The sequence below is a fragment of the Bacillus sp. A015 genome (assembly GCF_053851875.1).
This window is the reverse complement of record NZ_JBSPZB010000001.1, coordinates 72,271-97,298: the sequence shown is the minus strand read 5'-3', so window position 1 is coordinate 97,298 and position 25,028 is coordinate 72,271. Positions and strand designations below refer to the sequence as shown.

The 25,028-nt window shown below is 44.0% G+C and carries 25 protein-coding genes, 1 riboswitch and 1 other annotated feature; all 25 genes read right to left on the bottom strand.

The window, feature by feature from the left end; all coding sequences use genetic code 11:
- Positions 1-23: 23 nt before the first annotated feature.
- Complete coding sequence (locus ACSLGF_RS00490; RefSeq protein ID WP_456001414.1) at positions 24-527, bottom strand: precorrin-2 dehydrogenase/sirohydrochlorin ferrochelatase family protein; 504 nt, start codon at positions 525-527, stop codon at positions 24-26.
- Positions 508-1,293 carry a sirohydrochlorin chelatase gene (locus ACSLGF_RS00485; protein ID WP_456001412.1) on the bottom strand — a complete coding sequence of 262 codons (786 nt, stop codon included), beginning with the start codon at positions 1,291-1,293 and terminating at the stop codon, positions 508-510. Before ACSLGF_RS00485 ends, ACSLGF_RS00490 begins: the two co-directional genes overlap by 20 nt.
- A 76-nt stretch (positions 1,294-1,369) precedes the next feature.
- Positions 1,370-2,125: a uroporphyrinogen-III C-methyltransferase gene (gene cobA, locus ACSLGF_RS00480; protein WP_456001410.1), complete on the bottom strand. Its 756-nt coding sequence runs from the start codon at positions 2,123-2,125 to the stop codon at positions 1,370-1,372.
- 28 nt (positions 2,126-2,153) lie between these two features.
- Positions 2,154-2,747 carry an adenylyl-sulfate kinase gene (gene cysC / locus ACSLGF_RS00475; protein ID WP_456001408.1) on the bottom strand — a complete coding sequence of 198 codons (594 nt, stop codon included), beginning with the start codon at positions 2,745-2,747 and terminating at the stop codon, positions 2,154-2,156.
- A gap of 13 nt (positions 2,748-2,760) precedes the next feature.
- A complete protein-coding gene (gene sat / locus ACSLGF_RS00470; protein WP_456001406.1) occupies positions 2,761-3,897 on the bottom strand; it encodes a sulfate adenylyltransferase in 1,137 nt (378 codons plus the stop codon).
- 57 nt (positions 3,898-3,954) lie between these two features.
- Positions 3,955-5,019 carry an anion permease gene (locus ACSLGF_RS00465; RefSeq protein WP_456001404.1) on the bottom strand — a complete coding sequence of 355 codons (1,065 nt, stop codon included), beginning with the start codon at positions 5,017-5,019 and terminating at the stop codon, positions 3,955-3,957.
- Between the two features lie 13 nt (positions 5,020-5,032).
- Positions 5,033-5,734 carry a phosphoadenylyl-sulfate reductase gene (locus ACSLGF_RS00460; RefSeq protein ID WP_309219414.1) on the bottom strand — a complete coding sequence of 234 codons (702 nt, stop codon included), beginning with the start codon at positions 5,732-5,734 and terminating at the stop codon, positions 5,033-5,035.
- Between the two features lie 64 nt (positions 5,735-5,798).
- Positions 5,799-5,861 carry a DUF2292 domain-containing protein gene (locus ACSLGF_RS00455; RefSeq protein WP_456001785.1) on the bottom strand — a complete coding sequence of 21 codons (63 nt, stop codon included), beginning with the start codon at positions 5,859-5,861 and terminating at the stop codon, positions 5,799-5,801.
- Positions 5,862-5,990: 129 nt separating this feature from the next.
- Positions 5,991-6,093, bottom strand: a riboswitch (SAM riboswitch).
- 340 nt (positions 6,094-6,433) lie between these two features.
- Positions 6,434-7,072, bottom strand: a complete 639-nt coding sequence (pyrE, locus tag ACSLGF_RS00450) for an orotate phosphoribosyltransferase (RefSeq protein ID WP_230031463.1) — start codon at positions 7,070-7,072, stop codon at positions 6,434-6,436.
- A 7-nt stretch (positions 7,073-7,079) separates the two neighbouring features.
- Positions 7,080-7,784, bottom strand: a complete 705-nt coding sequence (pyrF, locus tag ACSLGF_RS00445) for an orotidine-5'-phosphate decarboxylase (RefSeq protein WP_456001402.1) — start codon at positions 7,782-7,784, stop codon at positions 7,080-7,082.
- Complete coding sequence (locus ACSLGF_RS00440; RefSeq protein WP_456001400.1) at positions 7,756-8,688, bottom strand: dihydroorotate dehydrogenase; 933 nt, start codon at positions 8,686-8,688, stop codon at positions 7,756-7,758. Before ACSLGF_RS00440 ends, pyrF begins: the two co-directional genes overlap by 29 nt.
- On the bottom strand, positions 8,682-9,458 hold the full coding sequence (locus ACSLGF_RS00435; RefSeq protein WP_456001398.1) for a dihydroorotate dehydrogenase electron transfer subunit: 777 nt from the start codon (positions 9,456-9,458) through the stop codon (positions 8,682-8,684). Before ACSLGF_RS00435 ends, ACSLGF_RS00440 begins: the two co-directional genes overlap by 7 nt.
- The gene (carB, locus tag ACSLGF_RS00430; protein ID WP_456001396.1) at positions 9,455-12,670 is read right to left on the bottom strand and encodes a carbamoyl-phosphate synthase (glutamine-hydrolyzing) large subunit; all 3,216 of its coding nucleotides are present in this window, start codon (positions 12,668-12,670) and stop codon (positions 9,455-9,457) included. Before carB ends, ACSLGF_RS00435 begins: the two co-directional genes overlap by 4 nt.
- Positions 12,655-13,749 (bottom strand): carbamoyl phosphate synthase small subunit, encoded by a 1,095-nt coding sequence (locus tag ACSLGF_RS00425; protein ID WP_456001394.1) that lies wholly within the window; start codon positions 13,747-13,749, stop codon positions 12,655-12,657. Before ACSLGF_RS00425 ends, carB begins: the two co-directional genes overlap by 16 nt.
- Positions 13,746-15,032, bottom strand: a complete 1,287-nt coding sequence (locus tag ACSLGF_RS00420) for a dihydroorotase (RefSeq protein WP_456001392.1) — start codon at positions 15,030-15,032, stop codon at positions 13,746-13,748. The genes ACSLGF_RS00425 and ACSLGF_RS00420 overlap by 4 nt, the downstream gene beginning before the upstream one ends.
- Complete coding sequence (locus ACSLGF_RS00415) at positions 15,016-15,939, bottom strand: aspartate carbamoyltransferase catalytic subunit (protein WP_456001390.1); 924 nt, start codon at positions 15,937-15,939, stop codon at positions 15,016-15,018. The genes ACSLGF_RS00420 and ACSLGF_RS00415 overlap by 17 nt, the downstream gene beginning before the upstream one ends.
- Before the next feature lie 129 nt (positions 15,940-16,068).
- Positions 16,069-17,397 carry a solute carrier family 23 protein gene (locus tag ACSLGF_RS00410; protein ID WP_099725923.1) on the bottom strand — a complete coding sequence of 443 codons (1,329 nt, stop codon included), beginning with the start codon at positions 17,395-17,397 and terminating at the stop codon, positions 16,069-16,071.
- Positions 17,398-17,550: 153 nt separating this feature from the next.
- Entirely contained in the window at positions 17,551-18,093 is a 543-nt protein-coding gene (pyrR, locus tag ACSLGF_RS00405) for a bifunctional pyr operon transcriptional regulator/uracil phosphoribosyltransferase PyrR (protein ID WP_024424234.1), read from the bottom strand.
- Positions 18,094-18,263: 170 nt separating this feature from the next.
- Positions 18,264-19,178 (bottom strand): RluA family pseudouridine synthase, encoded by a 915-nt coding sequence (locus ACSLGF_RS00400; protein WP_456001388.1) that lies wholly within the window; start codon positions 19,176-19,178, stop codon positions 18,264-18,266.
- Positions 19,175-19,642, bottom strand: a complete 468-nt coding sequence (gene lspA / locus ACSLGF_RS00395; RefSeq protein WP_099725925.1) for a signal peptidase II — start codon at positions 19,640-19,642, stop codon at positions 19,175-19,177. Before lspA ends, ACSLGF_RS00400 begins: the two co-directional genes overlap by 4 nt.
- Before the next feature lie 94 nt (positions 19,643-19,736).
- The gene (locus ACSLGF_RS00390) at positions 19,737-20,111 is read right to left on the bottom strand and encodes a TraR/DksA family transcriptional regulator (RefSeq protein WP_456001386.1); all 375 of its coding nucleotides are present in this window, start codon (positions 20,109-20,111) and stop codon (positions 19,737-19,739) included.
- A 160-nt stretch (positions 20,112-20,271) separates the two neighbouring features.
- Positions 20,272-23,037 (bottom strand): isoleucine--tRNA ligase, encoded by a 2,766-nt coding sequence (ileS, locus tag ACSLGF_RS00385; RefSeq protein ID WP_456001384.1) that lies wholly within the window; start codon positions 23,035-23,037, stop codon positions 20,272-20,274.
- Between the two features lie 59 nt (positions 23,038-23,096).
- Positions 23,097-23,335 (bottom strand) — a binding site (T-box leader).
- 59 nt (positions 23,336-23,394) lie between these two features.
- Positions 23,395-23,889, bottom strand: coding sequence for a DivIVA domain-containing protein (locus tag ACSLGF_RS00380; RefSeq protein WP_008344947.1), 495 nt, complete (start codon positions 23,887-23,889; stop codon positions 23,395-23,397).
- Between the two features lie 26 nt (positions 23,890-23,915).
- Positions 23,916-24,692, bottom strand: coding sequence for a YlmH family RNA-binding protein (locus ACSLGF_RS00375; RefSeq protein ID WP_230031455.1), 777 nt, complete (start codon positions 24,690-24,692; stop codon positions 23,916-23,918).
- 52 nt (positions 24,693-24,744) lie between these two features.
- Positions 24,745-25,026: a YggT family protein gene (locus tag ACSLGF_RS00370; RefSeq protein WP_456001382.1), complete on the bottom strand. Its 282-nt coding sequence runs from the start codon at positions 25,024-25,026 to the stop codon at positions 24,745-24,747.
- Between the last annotated feature and the right edge of the window lie 2 nt (positions 25,027-25,028).

The following is a 25,028-nucleotide window of genomic DNA, read 5'->3' as shown; positions in this document are numbered from 1 at the left end:
GCCGATAAAATCGATATGAGATTTTATCGGCTATTTCTTTGTCGTTTTTTTCTTTCTATATAGAGGGCTTCAAGCGCGTCTACATCTTCTTTTTCAAGCAAGGTCTCGATTGCCTCAGCCAGCTGTTTTGTCCGGGCTGGGCTTGCGCCGCTCGTAGATACTGAAATCGTCACTTTCCCTGCTTTGACAACCTTTGGCACGATCACATTGCCTAACTCTGATTGGCTCACACAATTGACAAGCTGATGCGGCAGCGCTGTTTGCGCAATCCATTCGTTCACCGAAGGGTCGTTTGTTGCAGCAACAATGAAAAATGCATCCTCCAAATCTTCAGCGCTCACCTTCTTTTCCTTCCAATTCAGCTTATATGTATCAATGAGATGGGCCATTTCATCACAAATGTCAGGACTCACGACGGTTATGCGGCAAGGCTCCGTGCATAGCGCATTCGCCCTTCTTGCCGCTACCAGTCCGCCGCCGGCGATGAGCACTTGTTTATTGGTTAAATCAAGATGGACTGGAAGCATGGCTTTTTCCTTGGAAATGGAACGCATTCTCTTTGTTTAAAATGGTTTCTTGCACGCGTTCAATATAAGCGGCTTTCACATGCGGATGGAAGCCAATATACCGGCATACTCGTACATCCTGAAGTCGCTCTCTCGCCTGAACGGCCTCGCTTTCAATCTCTTTCATTAAAATGCCCGTAAACAACAGGTAAGGAACGATATACACAGGCGTATCGTCATCTGCTGTTAACTGCGCAAGAACATCTCGGTAATTTGGCTCACATGCCGTAATAAAACATGGAAGAACCTCTGCATGAGGGAGCAGGCTTCGGACATCGCCTGCAATGCCATACACATCTCGCTTCACATCCGGATCAGAGCTCCCGCGGCCAATCAAAAGAATCCGTGCTTTCTCTCCTTGATATCCAGCTTCTTCAATCCTTGCAACAACAGCCTTCGTCACTTCTTGATTCACCCCGATGGGTCTTCCGTATGTCACCTTCACTTGCGGGAAACGTTTTTGTCCTTTTTCAATCTCGACTGGGATATCTGATTTGGCATGCATGGCGGTTAAAAGGAGGAGCGGGACGATCGCAATGTGTGTTGCTCCTTTTTTCACACAAGTCTCAAATCCTTCTTCTATAGAAGGATTGGTCAACTCTAAAAAACAAATTTCTTGTATATCTGCTTCCACTAACGGCATACAGCTTTTCATAAAAGAAATGGCTTTATCTTGTGCTTCTTTCACTCTGCTTCCATGTCCAACATAAAGTACAGCCTGCTTCATTTGGCTTCTCCTCTCATCCTGTTTTGATCAGACGAAAAGACACGATGTATCTACGTGTCTTTTCCCTCTTCGTTCTTTATTTTTCGATCAGTGCAGGTTCAAACCAGCTCAGCTTTTGATGAAAATGAACGACATCTCCTACAACAATTAAACTTGGATGCTCGATTCCTTCTTTTTCAACGGTTTCAGACAGCGTCGCCACAGTGCAGCAAGTCGTCTTTTGCCTAGTAGTGGTTCCCCAGTGAATAAACGCAGCTGGTGTTTCAGGGTCCCGTCCATTTTTCAAAAGAAGCCGCTGCACTCTTTCTACGTTTTTGACACCCATGTATATGACAAGGGTATCAATTCCCGTTGCCAGCGCCTCCCACTTTTCTTCAAAATGTTCATCCTTTTGATAATGTCCTGTGACAAAGGCGACATTTGAGCTGAATTCACGGTGCGTCACAGGAATGCCTGCATAAGCAGCCGCGGCAATACCAGAGGTAATCCCAGGGACGACTTCATACGGGATCCCGTGCTCAGCTAAGCATTCTATTTCTTCACCGCCGCGGCCAAATACAAAGGGATCGCCGCCTTTCAGACGAACGACAATGTGCCCTTTCTTTGCATGAGTAACAAGCGCTTCATTGATGGCTTCCTGTCTCATCGTATGATGATTTGGCAGCTTGCCGCAATAGATCAATTCCGCCTCCGGTTTGGCGTGGGCGAGAATCTCTTGATTGACCAGACGATCATATAAAATGACATCTGCCTGCTGTATTGCCTTATGGGCCTTCAATGTAATTAAGTCTGGATCACCCGGTCCGGCACCAACAATGTATACTTTCCCCATCGTGCTTTCTCCCCCTGCCATCAGGCGATTATTTCGCTCTTCCCTTTACATAATCAACAAGGCGCTGTTTGGATTCCTCGCGAGACCATTCACCTGTATCTAATACGAGCTCAGGCGCAGCTGGCTCTTCATATGGTGAATCAATTCCAGTAAAAAATGGAATTTCGCCGTTTCTGGCTTTTTTATATAATCCCTTTGGATCACGCTCTTCACACACGTTCAGATCACATTTCACAAACACTTCGTGAAATTCCCCATCTTCGACTAACTGTCTAACAATTTGGCGATCTTCTTGAAATGGAGAAATAAAAGCTGTGATGACAATGGTCCCTTGCTCAACAAATAATTTCGCCACTTCTCCGATGCGCCGGATGTTTTCTTTTCTATCATCATCTGAAAACCCTAAATCTTTATTGAGTCCATGCCGTACGTTATCGCCATCAAGGACTGTGACTTGGTAGCCTTGTTCAAACAGCTCTCTAGCCGCTGCATTTGCGATCGTCGATTTGCCTGAACCACTTAGACCAGTGAGCCAGATGATGCCGCTTGTATGATTGTTTTTCTGTTGATATTCTTTTTTTGTAATAGATGAATCATGCCATACGATATGTTCGTTGCTCATGTCATACCCTCCTTTAAGATACCGTCGTTTTTAATCCTTCGATTAATGTTTCAATAACTTCTTTTCGGCTGAACGTGCTTGGTGGTAATTCACCGTTTCTCAGCATCGTTCGAACCTTTGTACCTGAAAGAATGACATGCTCGCTTTTATCGTGCGGACATGTTTTTGGAGTTGCCATCGCTTCACATGTATTGCAGTAGAAGCTGTGTTCAAATTTTAACGGGGTAATGCCAATCTCTTCGCTTGTAAATTGATCAAATAGCTCCTGCGCCTCGTATGTGCCGTAATAATCACCAACACCTGCATGATCTCTTCCGACAATAAAGTGTGTGCAGCCATAATTTTTACGAACAAGCGCATGAAATATCGCTTCCTTTGGTCCAGCATAACGCATTGCAGCAGGAAAAACACCTAAAAAGACGCGATCTTTTGGATAATAACCGTTCAATAACACTTGATAGCTTTTCATTCTCACATCTGCTGGGATATCATCAGATTTTGTTTCACCAACAAGCGGATTTAAAAATAAACCATCTACTGTTTCTAGTGCTGTCTTTTGAATATATTCATGGGCACGGTGGACGGGGTTTCTCGTTTGAAAACCAACAATTGTTTTCCATCCGTTTTCTTTAAAATGTTTTCTTGTTTCTTCTGGCTCATACGTAAATTGAGGGAATGGTTTTTCGCTTCGTTTCGTCAGTGTAATTTTACCGCCAATATACGTGTCACCGCGTTCAAATAATTTTTTCACGCCTGGATGATTGCGGTCATCTGTTTTATACACATTTACAGCTTCTTTTTCCTTATCTGGTGTGTATTGATCCTCTACTTCAATGACCCCGTATACTGTTCCATTGTACGAGAGACGCACAATATCACCTTGATTGATCTCGGCTGCCTTTTCCTTTGTGACTGGCAGCGTAATCGGAAGAGACCAAACGACACCACTTGCTAGCCGCATACTGCTGACAACTGCTTCATAATCAGCTTTTGTTAAAAACCCTTCAATTGGACTATATCCGCCAATCGCAATGAGTTCAAGGTCTGCAAAGGAAATCGCATCTAGTTCAATTTCCTTCGCAGCCGTACTGAGATCATATTCTTCATTTACTCGATTAATTAATACGCCACCATGTGGTGTTAAACTCATTTGTTCATCTTCCTCTCAATGTTCATATTTATTAGATGTTAATAGTCGGATTTATAGTTAAATCCCGCCGCCCTGCTCATGAATAGAGCTGCTTTCATTTTTGACTGCCTTCATCAGACTCAGCGCACCGAGTGAGGCAAGCAGTACACTCATCATGATAAAGATAGAGTAATAATCTCCTTTTAGGAAAAGGCTCACCAGCAGATACGATAGGCTGAGTGATAAAAAGGGTGACACAACCCAGACCTTCAGCATCTTTTTCACGATATGTTTATGAAAAATGTTAGGTCCACCCTTTGCCATCCCAAGTCCGATAATGGATGAGGAGGTGATTTGAGTAAGTGGAACTGGCAGCCCAAAAATAGAGCTGACGATGACAAGTCCAGCGCCGGTACTCGATAACAAAATCCCTTCACCCGTTTGATAGCGGGTGATTTTCTTTCCGTTTGTTTCTAGCACTCTTCTGCCAAGCAACAGGGCACCAAGTGCGACGAAGATTCCGCCGTAAAGTGTTCCTTGCCCAACGGACAAGACGCTTGAGGCCACAAGCGGGCCGACTGCATTGGCAACATTGTTCATACCGGCTGAAAACGCCTCTAGAAATCCACTGATCATGAGCAAGACTGATAAAATCGCAGTGCTTTTTTTAGATAATGTGCGTTTAGGGAACATTCTGATGATTTTGACTACAGTAAAGGTGAAAACAAAGGCGACAAGTGGAATGATGATCCAAAAGGCCACAATGACTAAAATAGATTTCACATATAACACTTTATACGCGACTGCAACACCGACCACAGCCCCTACTGTGACCTCACTTGTTGATAAAGGGATGGCCATCAGATTCGCTATGAAGAGTGATAATGCGGCAGAGCCAATGATGATACAAACGATTTCAAGCGTAATCACAGATTCTGGCATAATACCAGAGCTAATCGTTTTGACGACCTCACCGCCGCCAATCACTGAACCTGCTAAAACCCCAACTGCACAAACGCTGAGTGCATAGATGGGCTTTTTAATTGCACCTGATCCATACGCAATGCCCATAGAAGCGGCTGCTCCGCTTGCGCCTATGTTTAAAGCAAAGAATAAACTAAATAAAATTGCGGCGATTTCCATACATTATGCTCCCTTACTCATGTAATCCGCACTCAGTCTTTGCTGTACCTGACCATCTGCCAGAACGCAAATCATCCGCAGTAAATGCTGGCTGTGTACACGGTGCACAGCCGATACTTGGGTATCCCTGGTCATGCAGCGGATTATAAGTAAGATCCTCTCTAGATGCATATCTCCATATGTCCTTCCACGTCCAGTGAATGAGCGGACATACTTTCACTGATTTGAACTTTTCATCCTTATTTAAAAAGTTCGTACCTGCTCGTTTTGGTGACTGCTCTCTTCTTAAGCCAGAAAGCCATGCCGGATAGCCAGATAGTGTCTCTTGCAAAGGAATGACCTTGCGCATATGGCAGCAGCTTTGAGGATTTGTTTCCCATAATTTTTCACCATGCTGCTCGTTTTGCTGTTCAACTGTCAGCTCAGGTGTTTTCAGTACGATGTCTAATCCGGGGTATCTTTCCTTTACCGCATCAATTGTATCGTACGTTTCCTTAAAATGCAGACCTGTATCTAAAAAGACAATTCTCGCATCCTTTTTTACTTTCGCAATAAGATCAATCAGGACAATGCCCTCAATGCCAAAACTGCATGCATAAACGAGCTGATCACCATAATGACCGTACGCCCATTTCAGCACGGATAGGGCCCCTTTATACAAATCGTCCTCTTGAAATGTAATGGACGGCTCTTGCCAATTTTCGTAAGTTAACATTGTTTCTCCCCTTCCGGAGTACCGCTCATATTGCTAATCTGCGCACTACTTCAATCTAATTTTTTCATTTTTCCCACTTAAACATTTGACCGTCCTGAACAATGAACGTAATCGAACCGAATTTCATTTCCCCCAATCAGTTCTTGCACGTGCTTCACTAAATCCTCATCCTGATTTTCTTCAATTCTTCCTCCTCATCGTGAAAAATAAAAAAACTTTCTTTCAGTCCGAAAGAAAGATGAGGAAGCTCACGATTTCCTTATCTTTCAAAATAGAATCATTTTGCAGGAAGTGGCACCTTGCGAATCGCAGGTTGCCGGGTTTCATCGGGCCAATCCCTCCACCTCTCTGGATAAGAGTTTTAATTTGTATTAAATATTAACACAATTCAAACAAAAGTCAACCCGACTTTATTGATAGGATTAGTTCTTATTTGAATTTGAGTCTATTTTACTATTTTTAACCAAATGAAAAAGCTGTGCAGCGAGGCACAGCTTTCAGATTGTTGACAAAGGGCTAAAATGACCTTTATTTTAGCCCTTTGTCTTCTTTTCAGCGTGATAGAAAACCTTTGAAGTCTAGGAAGGACGAGTACCGGAGCGGAGCGAATTTGACATTCGTGAGCACCGGCACGCAGGACTGACACCGAATGCGAGGGTTTGTCTACACGCTGAAAGCTGTGCAGCTAGGCACAGCTTTTTAGACCGTTTCTTCCATCCAAGATTCAGAGGTAGGATCTTGTCTCCAGCGTTTTAGTTTATTCATAGCAGAAGGTTCGATCGCTTTTAGCTCAAGTGCCACGTCTGTCAGCGTGTCATAGTCTGTTAGTGTGACATATGGAATGTTTTTCTCTTGAAAAGCAGCAGCTGCTTTTGGCAGGCCGTATGTGAAAATTGCAGCAACTCCGAGTACGTCACAGCCTTCGTCTTGAAGAGCCGAGACCACTTCAAGCACGCTCCCACCAGTTGAAATGAGGTCTTCTACGACAACAACTTTTTGACCAGGCGATACGGCTCCTTCAATTTGATTCCCTTTTCCGTGTGCTTTTGGCTTACTTCTGACATAACACATCGGCACGTTCAGGCGGTCTGCAGCTAATGCGGCATGCGGAATGCCCGCTGTTGCAGTGCCAGCGACAACCTCCGCTCCCTCAAAATGAGTGAGAATCAAATCTTTTAGACCTTCAGCGATGTCGTGTCTCACTTCCGGGTACGACAAAGTCAGGCGGTTATCACAGTAAATCGGTGATTTGATGCCGCTTGCCCACGTAAACGGTGTGTCTGGTTTTAATGAGACAGCTTTGATTTGTAGTAGATGTTTAGCGATTTTCGTTTTCATCCGGCAGTCACTCCCACTCTTTCAAAATTTGATGATAGGCTTCCATTGGACTTTCAGCTTTCGTGATGGACCTTCCGACAACAATTTGTGAAACACCTTGCTCTTTTGCAAAGGCAGGTGTCGCCACACGCTTTTGGTCATCGGTTTGATCATTCGGCAAGCGAATCCCTGGTGTCACAGTGAGAAAGGATGGTGAGATGTGCTCATGAAGGGCTTTAGATTCATGAACAGAGCAAACAACACCGTCGAGTCCACTTTCATATGCCAATTGTCCGTAATGCAACACAGTCTCTTGCAATGGACGATCAATGAGTAATTCTTTGTTCATCATGTCTTCTGACGTACTTGTCAGCTGAGTCACAGCAATAATGCCCGGGCGGCTTTGTCCAGCAGGCGTCCCGCTTTCAAGTCCCTCTACCGCAGCCTGCATCATTCGTTTCCCGCCAGCTGCATGCACATTGACCAAATCAACGCCAAGTGCAGCAAGCCGGTTCATCGCCTTTTGCACCGTTGTTGGAATGTCATGTAATTTCAGGTCAAGAAATATGCGGCAATCTTTTTCTTTCAGCGCGTCAAGGATGGCTGGCCCTTCTTGGTAAAACAGCTCCATACCAACCTTCACAAATAATGGTGTGCCTTCAAAGGGTTCTAAAAAGGCAAGTGCCTCCTGCCCTGATGGAAAATCAAGCGCGATGATGGGCAAGTGCTTCATGCTTCCAGCTCCTTCCGATACATTCCTCTACAGATGAATAACCATAAGCCGCTAACACATTTGGCAGCTCTTCAATGATTTCTGGGCAAATAAAAGGGTTCACAAAATTGGCTGTGCCAACAGCTACTGCACTTGCACCTGCTAGTAAAAATTCAAGTACATCTTCAGCACTTTGCACCCCGCCCATCCCAATAATCGGAATAGAAACCGCCTGACTGACCTCATGTACCATTCGAACAGCGACAGGTTTTATAGCTGGACCTGATAATCCGCCTGTTTTATTGGCAAGGATGGGCTTCCCAGTTTTTAAATCTAAACGCATGCCAATTAAGGTATTAATCATGGTGAGCCCATCCGCTCCAGCAGATTCAATTGCTTTAGCAATCTCAACAATATTGGCCACATTAGGAGACAGTTTCACATAGACAGGAACGGAGGAGACTTCCTTGACCGCTTTTGTCAACGACGCTGCCATGTTTGGGTCTGTACCAAATGCGATCCCGCCTGTTTTGACATTCGGACAAGAAATATTCAGTTCAAGGGCATGGACATTCTTTGCTTGGCTGATTTGTTTTGCTACTTCGACATAATCATCAACCTGTGAGCCAGCAACGTTTGCAATAATGGGGGTATCAAACTGCTCAAGCCAAGGCAATTCATTTTCGAGCACGCCTTTTAGACCTGGATTTTGAAGACCGATCGCATTCAGCATACCGGCTCCAGTCTCAGCCACCCTCGGTGTCGGGTTGCCAAATCTCGCTTCAAGGGTAGTGGCTTTGATCATGATGCCGCCCAGCATGGATAAATCATATAATGAAGCAAACTCTCTTCCGAATCCAAAGCAGCCTGATGCAGGTATAATCGGGTTCTTTAAAGATAAGCCGGGTAACTCCACGTTTAGCATGACAATGCCACCTCCTCTGCTTTAAATACAGGTCCATCAAGACAGACTTTGACGTAAGGTTTTTCGTGCTGATCGGTATGACAGACACAAGCAAAGCATGCACCGATTCCGCAGCCCATTCGTTCTTCCATTGAAATGTAGACAGGCTTATCGGGATATCTGTCCTTTAGTGCTTTTAGCATAGGTGTCGGTCCGCAGGAAAGCAGCACATCAAAGCTCAAATCATTTTCTTCGATCACACCTGTCACAAAACCTTTTGAGCCGTATGTTCCATCAACGGTCGCGATAAACGTATCTCCGAGTGCTTGAAATTTCTCCTCGTAAAATACATCCTTTTTCGATTGAAAGCCGAGGACATGCTTCACGATAACGCCTTTTTCCGTTAAACGCTTGGACAGCTCATATAGAGGCGGTACTCCAATTCCTCCACCGACTAGTAATGCCGTCTGCCCGGGATGGACAACTGAAGGGTCGTACCCGTTCCCAAGCGGCCCTAATACATCGACTGATTCTCCCGCCCGCTTTTGGGAAAGGAGCTTCGTGCCCTCTCCCTCTGCGCGGTAAATGATGGTTGCTTCTTTTTGCTCGGCATGAATGTTGGCAATACTGATCGGTCTTCTCAGCAGCGGTGTCATGGATTCGCTGACCTTTATATGAAGAAACTGTCCAGCCGTTTGAAATGATTCCACAAGGTCACCTTTTAATGTCATTTCGTAAATATGATCAGCGATCTCTCGGTTCGAGACGACCGTCAAGTATGCTTTTTTCATATCGTTACTGTCACCTCAGCATTCGTTTTCACTTCTGGCATTTCGTCTGCTCTAAATGTCATGCTCTCAAGCACTCTTAAAATGGCTTCTGCTGTATCTAGTGACGTTAAGCAAGCCACTCCATTTTCAACAGATTCACGTCTGATTCTAAAGCCGTCTCTTGCCGGCTGCTTTCCTTTTGTCAGGGTGTTGATGACAAATTGGGCTTCACCGTTTCGAATGACTTCGAGAAGATTCTTTCCTTCTTCTCCTATTTTGCCGACCACACTTGATGGTATGGAGGCTTGTTTTAAGTAATTCGCCGTTCCTTCTGTCGCTAAAATCTGATAACCGATGGAATGGAATCTTCTTGCAATCTCAAGCCCTTCTTCTTTATCCTTGTCAGCGACTGTGAGGAGAACCGTTCCGTCATTTGGAATTTGTATCCCTGATGCAATCAACCCTTTGTAGAGAGCTTTTTCGATTGTGACATCTTTCCCCATGACTTCACCTGTTGATTTCATTTCAGGCCCGAGTGTAATATCCACTCTTCTTAGTTTTGCAAAAGAGAACACCGGGACTTTGACGTACACCCCTTCTTGCTCGGCGTGAAGCCCTTCTTGGTAGCCATAGTTTTTGAGCTTGTCACCTAAAATGACTTTTGTCGCTAGGTTTGCCATTGGAATGCCCGTAATTTTACTTAAGAATGGGACAGTCCGGCTTGAACGCGGGTTCACTTCAAGTACGAACACTTCTCCTTTTGATAGAACAAATTGAATGTTAAGCAGTCCAATAATGTTCAGTCCTTTTGCGAGTTTAATCGTGTATTCTGCGATCTTCGCTTTGATGTCCTCAGACAATGTTTGCGGCGGATAGACCGCAATAGAGTCACCAGAGTGAACTCCGGCTCTTTCAATATGTTCCATAATGCCTGGGATCACGACAGTTTCTCCGTCAGACACGGCGTCTACTTCAATTTCTTTTCCTGTCAAATACTTGTCAATTAACACTGGGTGCTGCGGATTGACTTTCACCGCATTCTCCATATAGTGAAGAAGCTCGGCTTCTTGGTAAACAATTTCCATCGCACGACCGCCTAACACATAGGAAGGACGGACAAGGACTGGGTAGCCAATCTGATTCGCAATCGCTACCGCCTCCGGCACAGACGTAGCTGTTTTTCCTTTTGGCTGCGGTACGCCGAGTGTTTCTAATGTTTGCTCAAACTTGTCACGGTTTTCCGCGCGGTCAAGGTCTTCAAGCGAAGTTCCTAGAATCTTAACTCCTCTATTCGATAATTCATCTGCTAAGTTGATCGCTGTTTGTCCGCCGAACTGAACAACGACACCTTCTGGTTTTTCAAGGTCGATGATGTGCATCACATCTTCTACAGTAAGTGGTTCAAAGTAAAGCTTATCTGAAATACTGAAGTCTGTTGAGACCGTTTCAGGGTTGTTGTTTATAATGATGGCTTCATACCCTGCTTGTTTGATCGCCCACACAGAATGAACGGTTGCATAATCAAACTCAACCCCTTGTCCAATTCGGATTGGACCTGAGCCTAACACAATGACGCTTTTCTTGTCTGTTCGTTCTGATTCATTTTCCTCTTCATACGTGCTGTAGAAATATGGCGTCTCTGATTCAAATTCTGCCGCACATGTATCCACCATTTTGTAAACAGGAACGATGCCTGCTTCTTGTCTTAGCTTGTAGACATCCGCTTCCTTCATGTTCCACTCGCGGCTAATATAGATGTCTGAGAAGCCTTTATCTTTCGCTTCTTTTAATACGTCTGTATTGCCTTTGTTTTCTTTTAACGTCTTTTCAAATGCGATGATGCCTTCTAGCTTATGGAGGAAGAAATAATCTATTTTTGAGAATTCATGAATCTGTTCGACTGTATAACCTCTTCTAAGCGCCTCAGCGATATAAAATAGTCGCTCGTCTCCTGCTTTGATAATCCGCTTTTCGAGCACTTCGTTTGTGATGTCTGCTTCATCTTTTAATTCAATATGATGCACATCCGCTTCAAGTGAACGTACAGCCTTTAAAAGAGACTCTTCTAATGTACGGCCGATCGCCATGACTTCACCGGTTGCTTTCATTTGCGTACCAAGACGTCTGTTGGCAGATTCAAATTTGTCAAACGGCCAGCGCGGGATTTTTGAAACGATATAGTCAAGTGCTGGCTCGAAGGCTGCATATGTTTTACCTGTGACTGGGTTCATCATTTCATCAAGCGTTAAGCCGACAGCAATTTTCGCTGCAAGTTTAGCAATTGGATAGCCTGTCGCTTTAGACGCAAGCGCAGAGGAACGGCTCACGCGCGGGTTTACTTCGATGATATAGTATTGAAAGCTGTTCGGATCAAGTGCCAGCTGTACGTTACAGCCGCCTTCAATGCCAAGTGCACGGATGAGCTTCAGTGACACATTACGAAGCAGCTGATATTCGCGGTCACTTAACGTTTGGCTTGGTGCAACGACAATGCTGTCACCTGTGTGGATGCCGACAGGATCAAAGTTTTCCATGTTACAAACAACGATCGCATGATCACCGCTATCACGCATGACTTCATATTCAATTTCTTTAAAGCCCGCAATACTCTTTTCAAGCAAGCATTGTGTGACTGGGCTTAGCTTCAATCCGTTTTCGACGATTTCCTTCAATTCTTGCTCGTTTGTACAAATTCCGCCGCCCGTTCCGCCTAATGTATAGGCTGGTCTGACAATGACAGGGAAACCGATTTGATTCGTAAACGCCATCGCTTCTTCAAGATTATGAATGATTTCACTTTCTGGGACAGGTTCATTTAGTTCATTCATCAGATTACGGAATAAATCTCTGTCCTCAGCTTTTTGAATAGCTGATAGTTTTGTTCCGAGTACTTCAACGCCGCATTCAGCCAATACGCCAAGATCTGATAATTCAACAGCGAGGTTCAGTCCAGTTTGTCCGCCAAGTGTTGGTAAGATCGCATCAGGGCGTTCCTTTCGAATGATTCGTGTTAAGAATTCTGGTGTCAGTGGTTCAATGTATACCTTGTCGGCCATTTCTGTATCTGTCATGATCGTCGCAGGATTGGAGTTCACAAGAACGACTTCATAGCCCTCTTCTTTTAGTGCTAAGCAAGCCTGTGTGCCTGCATAGTCAAACTCTGCTGCCTGACCGATGATGATTGGACCTGATCCGATGACTAAAATCTTTTTGATGTCTACGCGTTTTGGCATACTTCTTCCCCTTCTTTCTCATTCGTCTGAATCATTTCCATGAACTCGTCAAATAAGTAGTTCGCATCTTCTGGACCCGGTGATGCTTCTGGGTGATACTGTACAGTAAATGCTGGCGCTTCTTTATGTTTTAACCCTTCAATCGTATTGTCATTTAGAGCAATATGTGTTACTTCAAGCAAGTCTTCATTAATAGTACTTACCGTGTAGCCATGGTTTTGAGACGTCAAGGTCACCTTGCCAGTTGCTAGTTCTTTGACCGGGTGATTCGATCCTCTATGACCGAATTTCATTTTTTCTGTACTTGCGCCGCACGCAAGAGCGAATAACTGGTGTCCTAGGCAAATGCCAAAGAGTGGTAACTTCCCAATCAATTGCTGAATCATCTCGACAGCTTCTGGTACATCAACAGGGTCCCCAGGGCCGTTTGAAAGCATGATCCCGTCAGGCTTTAACTGCAGCACTTCATCCGCAGTGATATTGTATGGCACCACAATGACATCACAGTCACGCTTATTGAGCTCGCGCAAAATGCCGTGCTTCATCCCGAAATCCACAAGCACAATTCTTTTTCCTCTCCCTGGACTTGGGTACGCATTTTTCACAGAAACTTGTCTCACTTGATCCGTTGGCAGCTGCAATGTTTGAAGGCGGCGCACAACGTCTTCCACTTGTTCATCCGGTCCTGCAAAAGCCCCTCTTAATGTTCCTGCACTTCGAATCATTCTTGTCAGCTTCCGTGTATCGATTCCGCTAAGCCCTGGAATGTTTTTCATTTTCAAGTATTCATCAAGTGAGTATGAAGAGCGCCAGTTTGAGGGCTTTTCACAAAGCTCTTTTACAATCAGCCCTTTCACAAACGGTGTGATCGATTCAAAATCATCACGGTTAATGCCATAGTTGCCGATGAGCGGATAAGTGAGTGTAACAATTTGTCCGCAGTATGATGGATCAGACAAAATTTCTTGATAGCCTGTCATCCCCGTATTAAAGACGACTTCTCCGACTGACGATTCTAAGCTGCCAAAGCCTGTTCCTTCGAATACTGTTCCGTTTTCTAGCACTAAGCGTCTCTTCAATTTACTAGTCTCCCCTCTTCATAAACGACTTTCCCAGATGCAAGTGTCATGACCGGCCATCCTGATACAGTCAATTTGTCAAACGGTGTATTTTGTCCTTTAGATAAGAAGCTTTTTTTATCGATTGCCATTTCTTTGTTTAAATCAATGAGCGTGATATCAGCTGCTTGACCCTCTTCTAGCTTTCCGTATGGAAGGGAGAAGGCTTCTGCTGGTTTGATTGTCATATAATCAACAAGTTCTTTTAATGTCCATTCGCCTGTTTTCACAAAGCGTGTGTACAGAAGCGGGAACGCTGTTTCAAGTCCTACAATCCCAAAAGGGGCACGCTGCATCGTTTCATTTTTCTCTTCTTCTGTATGCGGAGCATGATCTGTTGCGATGAAATCAATTGTGCCATCTAAAAGTCCCTCGATCAGTGCCTCGCGATCCTCTTTTCCTCTGAGCGGCGGGTTCATTTTATAGTTTGTATCAAGACCCGGGATGTCCGTATCACATAAAAGCAGGTGATGCGGTGAAACCTCAGCCGTTACACGAATGCCTGCTTTTTTTGCATCGCGCACGACTCGGACAGATTCTTTCGTACTGATATGACATACATGATAATGACAGTTCGCTGCTTCTGCTAAGAGGACATCTCTTGCAATATGCACCGATTCACAAATTGACGGTATTCCGTTTAACCCATTTGCTTTTGAAAATTCTCCTTCATGAACGCACCCTCCGTAAATGAGTGAATTATCTTCACAGTGCGCTACAATCGCTTGATCAAGTCTTGCTGCCTTTTTCATCGCTTCGTACATCATGCCTGCTGTTTGGATGCCAACACCGTCATCCGTAAAAGCAAAGGCACCTGCTTCTTTTAACGCTGCAAAGTCTGTCATCTCTTCGCCAATTTGTCTAGTGGTGATGGAGGCGTATGGCAGTACTCTCACAGATGAGGTCTCTTCGATTCGATTCATGAGCCATTCCATTTGCTCCTTTGTATCTGGAACTGGCCGTGTATTCGGCATAGCTGCAATCGTCGTATACCCGCCTCTTGCTGCTGCCTTAGAGCCTGTTTCAATCGTTTCTTTTTTCTCGCCGCCTGGCTCTCTTAAATGCACATGCAGATCAATCAAGCCTGGTGACACAAACAGCCCAGCTGCATCAATGATCTCTTCTCCGTCTTCTCTTTCTAAATGACCAATCGCTTGAATCACTTTTCCTTCTACCCTTATATCCTGCTGCACTCTTTCCCCTGTGCTTGTTAAGATAAAACCGTTTTTAATGAGATATGACATAGACAGAATCTCTCCCTTTTTGATGTAGTCTGCTATTTTGAAAAGCTCTTTTTAAAACAGCCATTCGGATATACACGCCATTTTCCATTTGCTTGAAAATCCTTGCCTGCTTGGATTCTACTAAAGAATCATCTATTTCAACACCTCTGTTTACTGGTGCTGGATGCATAATAATGGCTCGTTCTTTCATTTTGCTTGCCCGATCTACTGTTAATCCATAAGTAGATAAGTAATCGTCACTGCCCATCTTTTCTGCGTGCCGTTCATGCTGAATTCTTAGCAGCATCACCACATCAGATTGTTTAATGGCTTCATCTACTTGGACATACGTTCCGTGAGGGTTTTGTTCATCTTGGAAGGAGGCTGGTCCTGAAAAGAGCACTGTCGCTCCAAGTCTTGAAAGAGCCTCAGCATTCGACCTTGCCACCCTGCTATGTTTGATATCTCCATGAATCGAAATCGTTAAGCCTTCAAACCCGCCAAACTCTTCGAAGATGGTCATCAGGTCAAGCAGTGATTGTGTCGGGTGCTGCCCGCAGCCATCTCCAGCATTGATGATGGGAATCCCTACCTTCCCGATTAGCTCGTTGTAATATTCGTCGGTGCTGTCCCGAATGACACACGCCTTGATTCCAATGGATTCTAGCGTTTTCACCGTATCGTAAAGCGTCTCTCCCTTTTGAACTGAGGTACTTGCCGCATCTAGACTAAGCACATTCATTCCAAGTTTCTTTTCGGCTACTTCGAAGCTAAAACGTGTTCTTGTACTTGGTTCAAAGAAGAGATTCGCTACAAATTCTCCAGCTAAGCCATGTTCTTGTTTCCCATTTTTCAGTGCGGATGCTTCTTCAATCAGCTGTAAAATCTCTTCCTTAGATAAGCTGCTCATTGTCGATAGATCATTCATTTTTCTTCCCCCTCTAGTTTTTCATCACTTTCAGGTTCAAAAAAACCCTAAGCCTCGGCAGCTTAGGGTTCTCCAAAAGAAGCAGCGGCACTTTCGCACAATCTGCTCAATTTAGAACCCTTGTCAGCCTCACTGGACTTCTTTTAAAAGGTTTTCTGTATTCGATTCATTTGACTCGTTATCCTCCGCTTTCTGGTGCGGCAGGATCAGGTTTAACAGAACGCCGGTAATCGCAGCGAGTGCCATTCCAGATAGTGTGAGGTTGATTTGTTTCACCTCAATGAATGCCCCGCCAATTCCGATGACTAAGATGACAGATGCGATAATGAGATTACGTTTTTCTTCAAAATTCACTTTATGATCAATCAGGATTCTCAGGCCGCTTGAGGCAATGATCCCAAAGAGCAGGAACGAAACGCCTCCCATGACCGCGGACGGCACTGTACTGATTAATGCTGACATTTTCCCAACAAAGCCGAAGCAGATCGCAAATACTGCTGCTCCGCCGATGACGAAGATACTGAACACTCTTGTGATGGCAAGTACGCCAATGTTCTCCCCATAAGTCGTTGTTGGAGGTCCGCCAATGAGTGAAGCGAAGATGGTCGCCGCACTGTCTCCTAAAATGGAGCGGTGAAGACCTGGCTTTTTAATAAAATCTTGCCCTACGACCTTGCTTAACACCACTTGATGGCCAATGTGCTCAGACATGGTCACAAAGGCAACCGGCACCATCACTGTGAGAATGCTTAACGTCACAGCAGGTGTATAGTCGACAAATGGTACGACGAAGTCTGGTACAGCAAACCATTTTGCGTCAATGACCGGCTGGAAGTTCACGATGCCCTGTGTTAAGGCAAAGAGATAGCCGCTGATAATACCGATTAATACTGGAATCAGGCTAAGGAATCCTCTTAAAAAGATCATGCTGATAATCGTGACAGCTAGTGTAAAGCCAGCGACCATTAAATGCTTTAAGCTGTACACAAGCTCGGTTGCATTCGGATCAGCATACATCGCCATGTTGACAGCTGTTCCAGCGAGTCCAAGTCCGATCACCATAATGACTGGTCCTACGACGACAGGCGGCAGAAGCTTCATCAGCCAGCCTGTGCCTAGCCATTTAATGAATAGTGCAATGAGCGCATAAGCCACACCCGCCATGAAGGCGCCAACCATTGCGGCTCCAGGTCCGCCTGTTGCTTTGACATTCAATATGGGGGCGATAAAGGCAAAGGATGATCCAAGATACGCCGGAATTTGTCCTCTTGTGATGATTAAGTAAACAATGGTTCCAACACCGCTTGAGATGAGCGCGACTGCTGGACTCATGTCAATGATTTTTGGTACAAGAATGGTCGCACCAAACATGGCAAACAAATGCTGGAGGCTAAGTGATAGCCATGTGAACGGTTTTGGGATATCTCGAATGCCTAAATTGGCTTTTTGCTGACTCATGATTTTCCTCCTAGATGTGTCCTTTTTCATTAAAAAAGCCTCTTTGCGAGTATGCGCAAAGAGGCCTAGAAAAACCGTACACGTCATGTAGCGTGTGTTCGGTTTCTCTGTTATTGCCCTCTTTGCAAACTCTCTGGAATGCATTTAAAAAGGTTATTTTTCATATATAGCGACAAGGTCGTTTTGATCTACTTCATTGAGCTGAACCATGACTGTTTCTGCTTTTGATGTCGGGATGTTTTTCCCGATATAATCCGCTCGAATAGGCAGCTCCCGGTGTCCCCGGTCGACTAGAACAGCAAGCTGGATAGAAGACGGTCTGCCTACATCCACAAGAGCATCCATGGCCGCTCTTACGGTTCTGCCTGTAAACAGGACATCGTCAACGACGATGAGTGTTTTGTCATTAATGTCAGCTGGAATGTCTGCACCCTTTACAAGCGGGTCTTGGTTGTCTGTCTTTTTTGTCAGGTCATCACGGTATAGCGTAATATCAAGTTCACCCACAGTGACTGGATTTCCTTCAATTTGCTCGATGCGCTCTGCAAGGCGCTTTGCAAGATGAATGCCTCTTGTCTTGATCCCGGCAAGGATGACATCCTTCATCCCTTTGTTGCGCTCAATCATTTCATGTGCAATTCGGGTAAGCGCTCGTCTTATCGCTTGTTCATCAAGAATGACTGCTTTTTGTTCCATCTTCTACACCTCTTTTTGACAAATAAAAAGCCCCTTCTGCAAAGGGCAGAGAGGGGCGTTCATTTGTGCATACACGTGCACAAATGGATCCGTTATCCTTCTCAGCCTCTCTGGACTGTTTTAAAGAATCTCAATTTCTTTGTTTATTATTTCAGAAAAAGAACGGCCTGTCAATCGTTATTTCTTAATGAATCGATAAAAGCTTGCATATCAGCTGGAATTGGTGCTGTGAATTCGATGTATTCTCCTGTTCTAGGATGATCAAATCCTAAAACACCTGCATGCAGCAGCTGTCCATTGAAATCGACTGTTTTTCTCGGGCCATATTTCGGGTCTCCCGCAAGAGGATAGCCAATATATTTCATATGAACACGAATTTGGTGTGTTCTTCCTGTTTCAAGACGGCATTCGACAAGGGTGAAATCTTGAAAGCGTTCAATCACATCAAAGTGAGTGACTGCCTGCTTTGCGTTTTCTTTTGTGACCGTCATGCTTTGGCGGTCTTTTTTGTCTCTGCCAATTGGTGCATCAATTGTTCCTGTATCATGCTGGATGATGCCATGGACAACGGCGGTATATTTTCTTGTGACGGTCTTGGCAACTAGCTGATTGACGAGTGATTCGTGCGCCATATCATTTTTAGCGACCATTAACAGTCCAGACGTATCTTTATCAATCCGGTGGACAATTCCAGGTCTCATCACGCCATTAATGCCTGATAAGTCATTGCAATGTGCCATAAGGCCATTCACAAGTGTTCCTGACACATGGCCTGGTGCTGGATGAACGACCATTCCACGTGGTTTATTCACCACTAGCACATCTTCATCCTCATAATAAATATCAAGATCCATTGGTTCTGCTTCTACATCAAGTGCTTCTGGATCTGGAATCTCCACTTTGATTTGATCTCCAGCTTGGACTTTGTAATTCGCTTTCACTTGTTTCCCGTTTACTTCGATGAGCCCATCCTTTACCCACTGCTGGACTTGGGTTCTTGACCATTCTGGTTCTGTCGTGCTTAAAAATTTATCAAGCCGTTCACTCGTTTGTTCTTCTGCAACGGCAATGTTTACTTGATTCATGTAGTTGACTCCTTATTTTTCTTTCCATCTAAAAGCATTTGAATGAAGAGCAGAATAACCCCTACACATAGAGAAGAATCTGCAATGTTAAAGATTGGATAATGATAATCCCCAAATACGAAATGAGCAAAATCAACCACTTCCTTACGGAAAATGCGGTCGATAAAGTTTCCAATCGCTCCGCCAAGCATTAAGGCCAGCGCTACTCCAAGCAGCTTGTCCTTTTGTCCATGCTTTTGCAAGTAATAAATAATTCCCGCAATAACAACGAGTGTGATCACATAGAAAAACCACATTTGTCCTTGGAGAATACCCCATGCGGCTCCTGAATTTCGGTGAGACGTGATATAAAAGAAGCCATCAATCACTGGAATAGAATCTCCGAGCATCATATGTTTGACAATGAGCCATTTTGTTAATTGATCTAAACAAATCATAACGAATGCGATTATGTAATAGAACACACACGTTCCTCCATCTTCATACTTTGATCTTTAAGCATTTTATCAAGAAAACAGGAAGGAGTAAAGAAACTTTAGTTGACAGACAAAAACCTCCCTACATGTGGAAGGCTTCAAAATGAGAATCGTTTGAATCGTGAGGATAAGGAGTGAATGCTTTTTTCTCGTATTGCTTATGATATAAAAAGTCGTCAGTCGTGCGGGCTGTAGGAAGAATACTCATTTGTTCAAGCGGGATTGCAAGACCTGTTGCCTCACATATGCCATAGGTTCCTTGCTCAATTTTTGCAATAGCGAGCGACACATCTTGCAGCTCTTCTTTGATGTGATAAAGAAGCGTTGTCGTTTTGGCCTCATTCAATGTGACATGTTCATCGGGTGAACGAAATGATGCATATTCAAACAGTTTAGATTGCAGTTCTTCTTTCATTTGAAGGAGTTCCATGTAAATCGTCTCTAGATCGCCATTCATGTCGCTATTTCAACTCCTGCCCTGTCGTGATAATCATATTGTTGCCCCGCCTGTTCACTTTAAAGCCATAAGATTTTTCCTTTCGTTCTAAACGCTGTCATTTTCTCAGAATAGAAAACGCCCCGCATATGGCGGGGCGCTAGCTGGTGATGTCGCACTGTTAATTTTGGTAATATTTCTCCACGATTTCAGCATTTTTAAGCGACAATGTTGGGTATTTCGGATTTGCACCAACATCTTTTGAAATAATGCGAGAACGTTCGCACAGTTCTCCTTCTGCTTTTTGAACCACAATACGTCCTGATGTGTATTCAGGCGCTGATGTATCTTCATTCTGCTTATCTTCTACCGTTAGTTCAGAGATGATAAAGAGCTGCTTCACATCTTCTTTAATGGATGCAAGAAGGTCTTTCACTTCATCTGTCGCATAAAGAGTCACACTTGCTTCAAGTGAACGTCCGATGACTTTTTCGTTACGTGCAATTTCTAGCGCTTTAAGGACATCGTCACGCACTTCCATAAAGCGGTCGAACTTCGCTTCTGTCGCTTCTGCTTGAGGAACAGCCACACCTTCTGGCATATCTGTTAACTGAACACTTGGCTCTTCAACAAAGCTTAAGTGGCTCCATAGTTCATCTGCTGTATGCGGAAGAATTGGTGCAGTCAGCTTCACTAACGCCATTAATGTTTCGTAGAAGACGGTCTGCATGCTGCGGCGGTCCGGATGATCTGCATGCTCAATGTACACCACATCTTTTGCAAAATCGAGATAGAAAGAGCTTAGCTCAATCGTACAGAAATTGTGAATCGCATGATATACGACAGCAAATTCGTAATCATCATATGCTTTTTTCACTTTATCAATTAATTTGTTTAATTTGATCAAGATATATTGGTCCACTTCACGAAGCTCTTCTACTGGCACTGCATGAACTGCTGGCTCAAAGTCAAAGAGGTTACCGTGCAGGAAGCGGAAGGTGTTACGGATTTTACGATATACTTCTGCTACTTGTTTCAAAATATCATCAGACACTGGGTGATCGGCTTGATAGTTGACAGAAGAAACCCAAAGCCTAAGAATCTCCGCACCAAGCTGCTTCGCCACCTTCGTTGGATCAATCGTATTGCCTAATGATTTACTCATCTTGCGTCCTTCTTTATCAAGCGTGAAGCCGTGGCTTAGGACACCTTTATATGGCGCTTTTCCAGTGACAGCCACCGCTGTTGATAAGGAAGAGTTAAACCAGCCGCGATATTGGTCAGAGCCTTCAAGGTAAAGGTCTGCCGGACGGACAAGGTCATCTCTTTCTTCTAAAACGGCTTGGTGAGAAGAACCAGAATCAAACCATACATCCATGATGTCCTGCTCTTTTGTAAATTCACCATTTGGACTGCCTGGATGTGTAAAGCCTTCTGGCAATAATTCCTTCGCTTCTTTTTCAAACCAAATATTCGAGCCATGTTCTCTAAATAATTGAGATACGTGCTGAATCGTTTCGTCCGTGATGATCGGCTCACCATTTTCCGCATAAAAGACCGGAATTGGAACGCCCCATACACGCTGTCTTGAAATGCACCAGTCACCTCTGTCACGCACCATATTGAATAGGCGTGTTTCACCCCATGCTGGAACCCATTTTGTTTCTTTAATATTGTCTAATAGCGCTTCTCTGAAATCTTTAATCGAAGCAAACCACTGAGCTGTCACACGATAAATCGTTGGCTTTTTCGTTCTCCAGTCATGCGGGTAGGAGTGCGTGATAAAGTCGAGCTTTTTCAGCGCACCTTTTGCTTCAAGCTGTTCTGTGATGGCTTTATTGGCATCCTCGTAGAATAGTCCTTCAAAACCAGGCGCTTCTTCTGTCATCACGCCTTTTCCATCTACTGGACATAGCACATCAAGACCGTACTTCATGCTAACGATAAAGTCATCTTCCCCGTGGCCTGGTGCTGTGTGAACACAGCCTGTTCCTGCATCCGTTGTTACGTGATCGCCAAGCATCACGAGAGAATCTCTGCCGTAAATCGGATGCTCTGCAACGATGTTGTCTAATTCTTTTCCTTTCAGTGTTTTTACGACTTCGTATTCTTCAAAGCCAAGTGTTTTTGCCACTTGTTCAGCTAGCTCAGATGCGACGACATATCGCTCAGTACCAACTTGGAGCACACTGTACTCTAGGTTTGGATGAACGCAAATACCAAGGTTTGCAGGAAGCGTCCAAGGTGTTGTCGTCCAGATGATGAATTGTTCATCGTTTCCAAATACGCCTTTGCCATCTTTGACTTTAAATGATACGTAAATAGATGGTGAACGTTTGTCTTTATATTCAATTTCCGCTTCAGCGAGTGCTGATTCACTTGAAGGAGACCAGTTAACAGGCTTCAGCCCTTTGTAAATATAGCCTCTTTTCGCCATTTCACCAAAGACAAGAATTTGCTGCGCTTCGTATTCAGGCTTTAATGTCACATATGGATTGTCCCAGTCTGCTCTTACGCCTAATCGTTTGAACTGATTGCGCTGACCCTCGATTTGCTTCCAAGCATACTCCTCGCATAGTTTGCGGAATTCTGCTGTAGACATTTCTTTTCGTTTCACTTTTTTATTTTTCGTGAGGGCTGTTTCAATTGGTAAGCCGTGTGTATCCCAGCCCGGTACGTACGGTGCATGGAACCCATTCATCGATTTAAAACGGACAATAAAATCTTTTAGGATTTTATTGAGTGCGTGCCCCATATGAATGTCACCATTCGCATATGGAGGTCCATCATGCAAAATAAAGGTCGGACGTCCTTTTGTCCGCTCTAAGACCATTTGATAGATGTCTTTTTCTGCCCACTCCTCTTGGATTTCAGGCTCTTTGTTTGGTAAGTTCCCTCTCATTGGGAATTCTGTTTTCGGCATTAATAAGGTGTCTTTGTAGTTCATACCCATTCCTCCACATGCAAATTCTTATTAAAAAACAATAAAAAAAGCCCTCTCATCCCATAAGGGACGAGAAGGCTTGTCTCGCGGTACCACCCTTTTAGACAAGCGCTATGAAACAGCCGCTTATCCACTCTAAAATCGTAACGTGATCAGACGCCTTTTCTTACTGGTTTCATTTCAGAAAAGGAACTAAAGGGGTGATCTCATTGCAGCGCTTCGTAATGTCAGGCTTCCACCATCCCTGATTCGCTTTATTACGCATATAACAGCTGCGAGTGTCCCTTTCAAACGTTTATCTCTTGTTAATTTATGATGGTATTATATGCAACATGTGCACGTCATGTCAAGATGATGCGCTTATTCTTTTTCGTCAAAGACAGCGTCAACTTCATATTCCAGCAAATGATCCCAATCATCATTTTTCAGAAGATCAAGCTGAGCTTCGATGAGCATTTGGAAACGAGTTCTAAAGACCTTCGACTGTTTCTTCAGCTCTTCAATTTCCATCGCAATTTTTCTTGATTTTGATAGCGCTTCGTTGATAATGCGGTCTGCATTTTTTTCAGCTTCACGAATAATCAATTTCGCTTCTTTATCAGAGTGACGTTTTACGTCTTCTGCTGCTTCCTGCGCCACAAGAATCGATTTGTTTAATGTTTCTTCAATTGTCGCAAAATGACCTAGTCTTTCGTCAAGCTCGTTGACTTTGTCTTCAAGCTCATTCTTTTTACGAAGCACGATTTCGTAATCTTTACGTACTTGGCTTAAAAACTCGTTTACTTCATCTTCGTCATAGCCGCGAAAACTTTTTGTGAACGTTTTATTATGAATATCATTAGGTGTTAATGGCAACCTCGCCACCTCCAGATTCAAGTTCGTTATGTCAGAAGCTCAAATGTTACTTTAAATTTATCTTTTTTTGTCTTCCCATCAATCGTTTTTAAGCTAAAGCGGCCAAATCCCCGCACAGAGAGCTGATCGCCTTCGCCGATTGTGAAGGAAGGGTCCTCAGTGATTTTCCAGTTTACTTTGACACGTCCATTTTTGACTAAAAGCTGTGCTTTTTGCCGAGACTGACGGCTGACAGCGGCGCATACAGCATCAAGCCGTAAAGAGGAAATGGTATCTTCTTTGATGTCTGTTTTGCTGATGACTGGCTTTATATCTGCCTCACTGATTTCCTCTAATGAAACGGATGCTCTGCCGACATGTGTCAGCTGCGCCCGAACAAAATCGGCGACATCACTTGTACAAATAAACTGCACATCTTCCTCAGAAAATAACAGATCACCGAATTTTTGACGCTTCAAGCCTGTCCCAATGAGTGAGCCAAGAAGCTTCGGGTGTTCTATCGAAATAAACTTTTTCGGATAGTTCACCTGAAAATAAGACAGCTCAAAATCCCGAATAGACGGTGCTAAATAATCAGGATAGATCAGGGCTCTTTTGCGCTCCGCTCCTTCATATCCGCCAAAAAACATAATCCCAAGTTCATCAGAATGCTGGATGACGGACTTGGTAATAAACTGCTCACGCGGATCAAGAAAGTCTGTTAATTTCATTCGATACTGGTCGAGTGCGATTTTTTTCCAGCCTAACACTTGGTCGACAAATGGCTGTTCGTCTTTTCTAAAATGTTGATAAATATCGCTCATTTTGTTCCCCTTTATGTAAAAGAGCCTGGCAGATGCCAAGCCCGGCAGCCTGTTACATGATTCCGGCAATCATTTGATAAAGACCTCTCAGTCCATACGATGAAGCAAAACGAATCACAAGCAATGCCACAATTGGCGAGATGTCAATCATGCCAATTGGCGGAATCATTTTACGAAATGGTTCTAAATATGGTTCGCAAATGGATGTCAAAAAACGGCCAACTGTTGTTTCTCTTGCAGAAGGCACCCATGACATAAAGATGTAAATAATAATCGCGAATGAGTAAATCGTTAATGCAGTCTCTAAAATCTTAAAAATGGAATATAGAATCACTT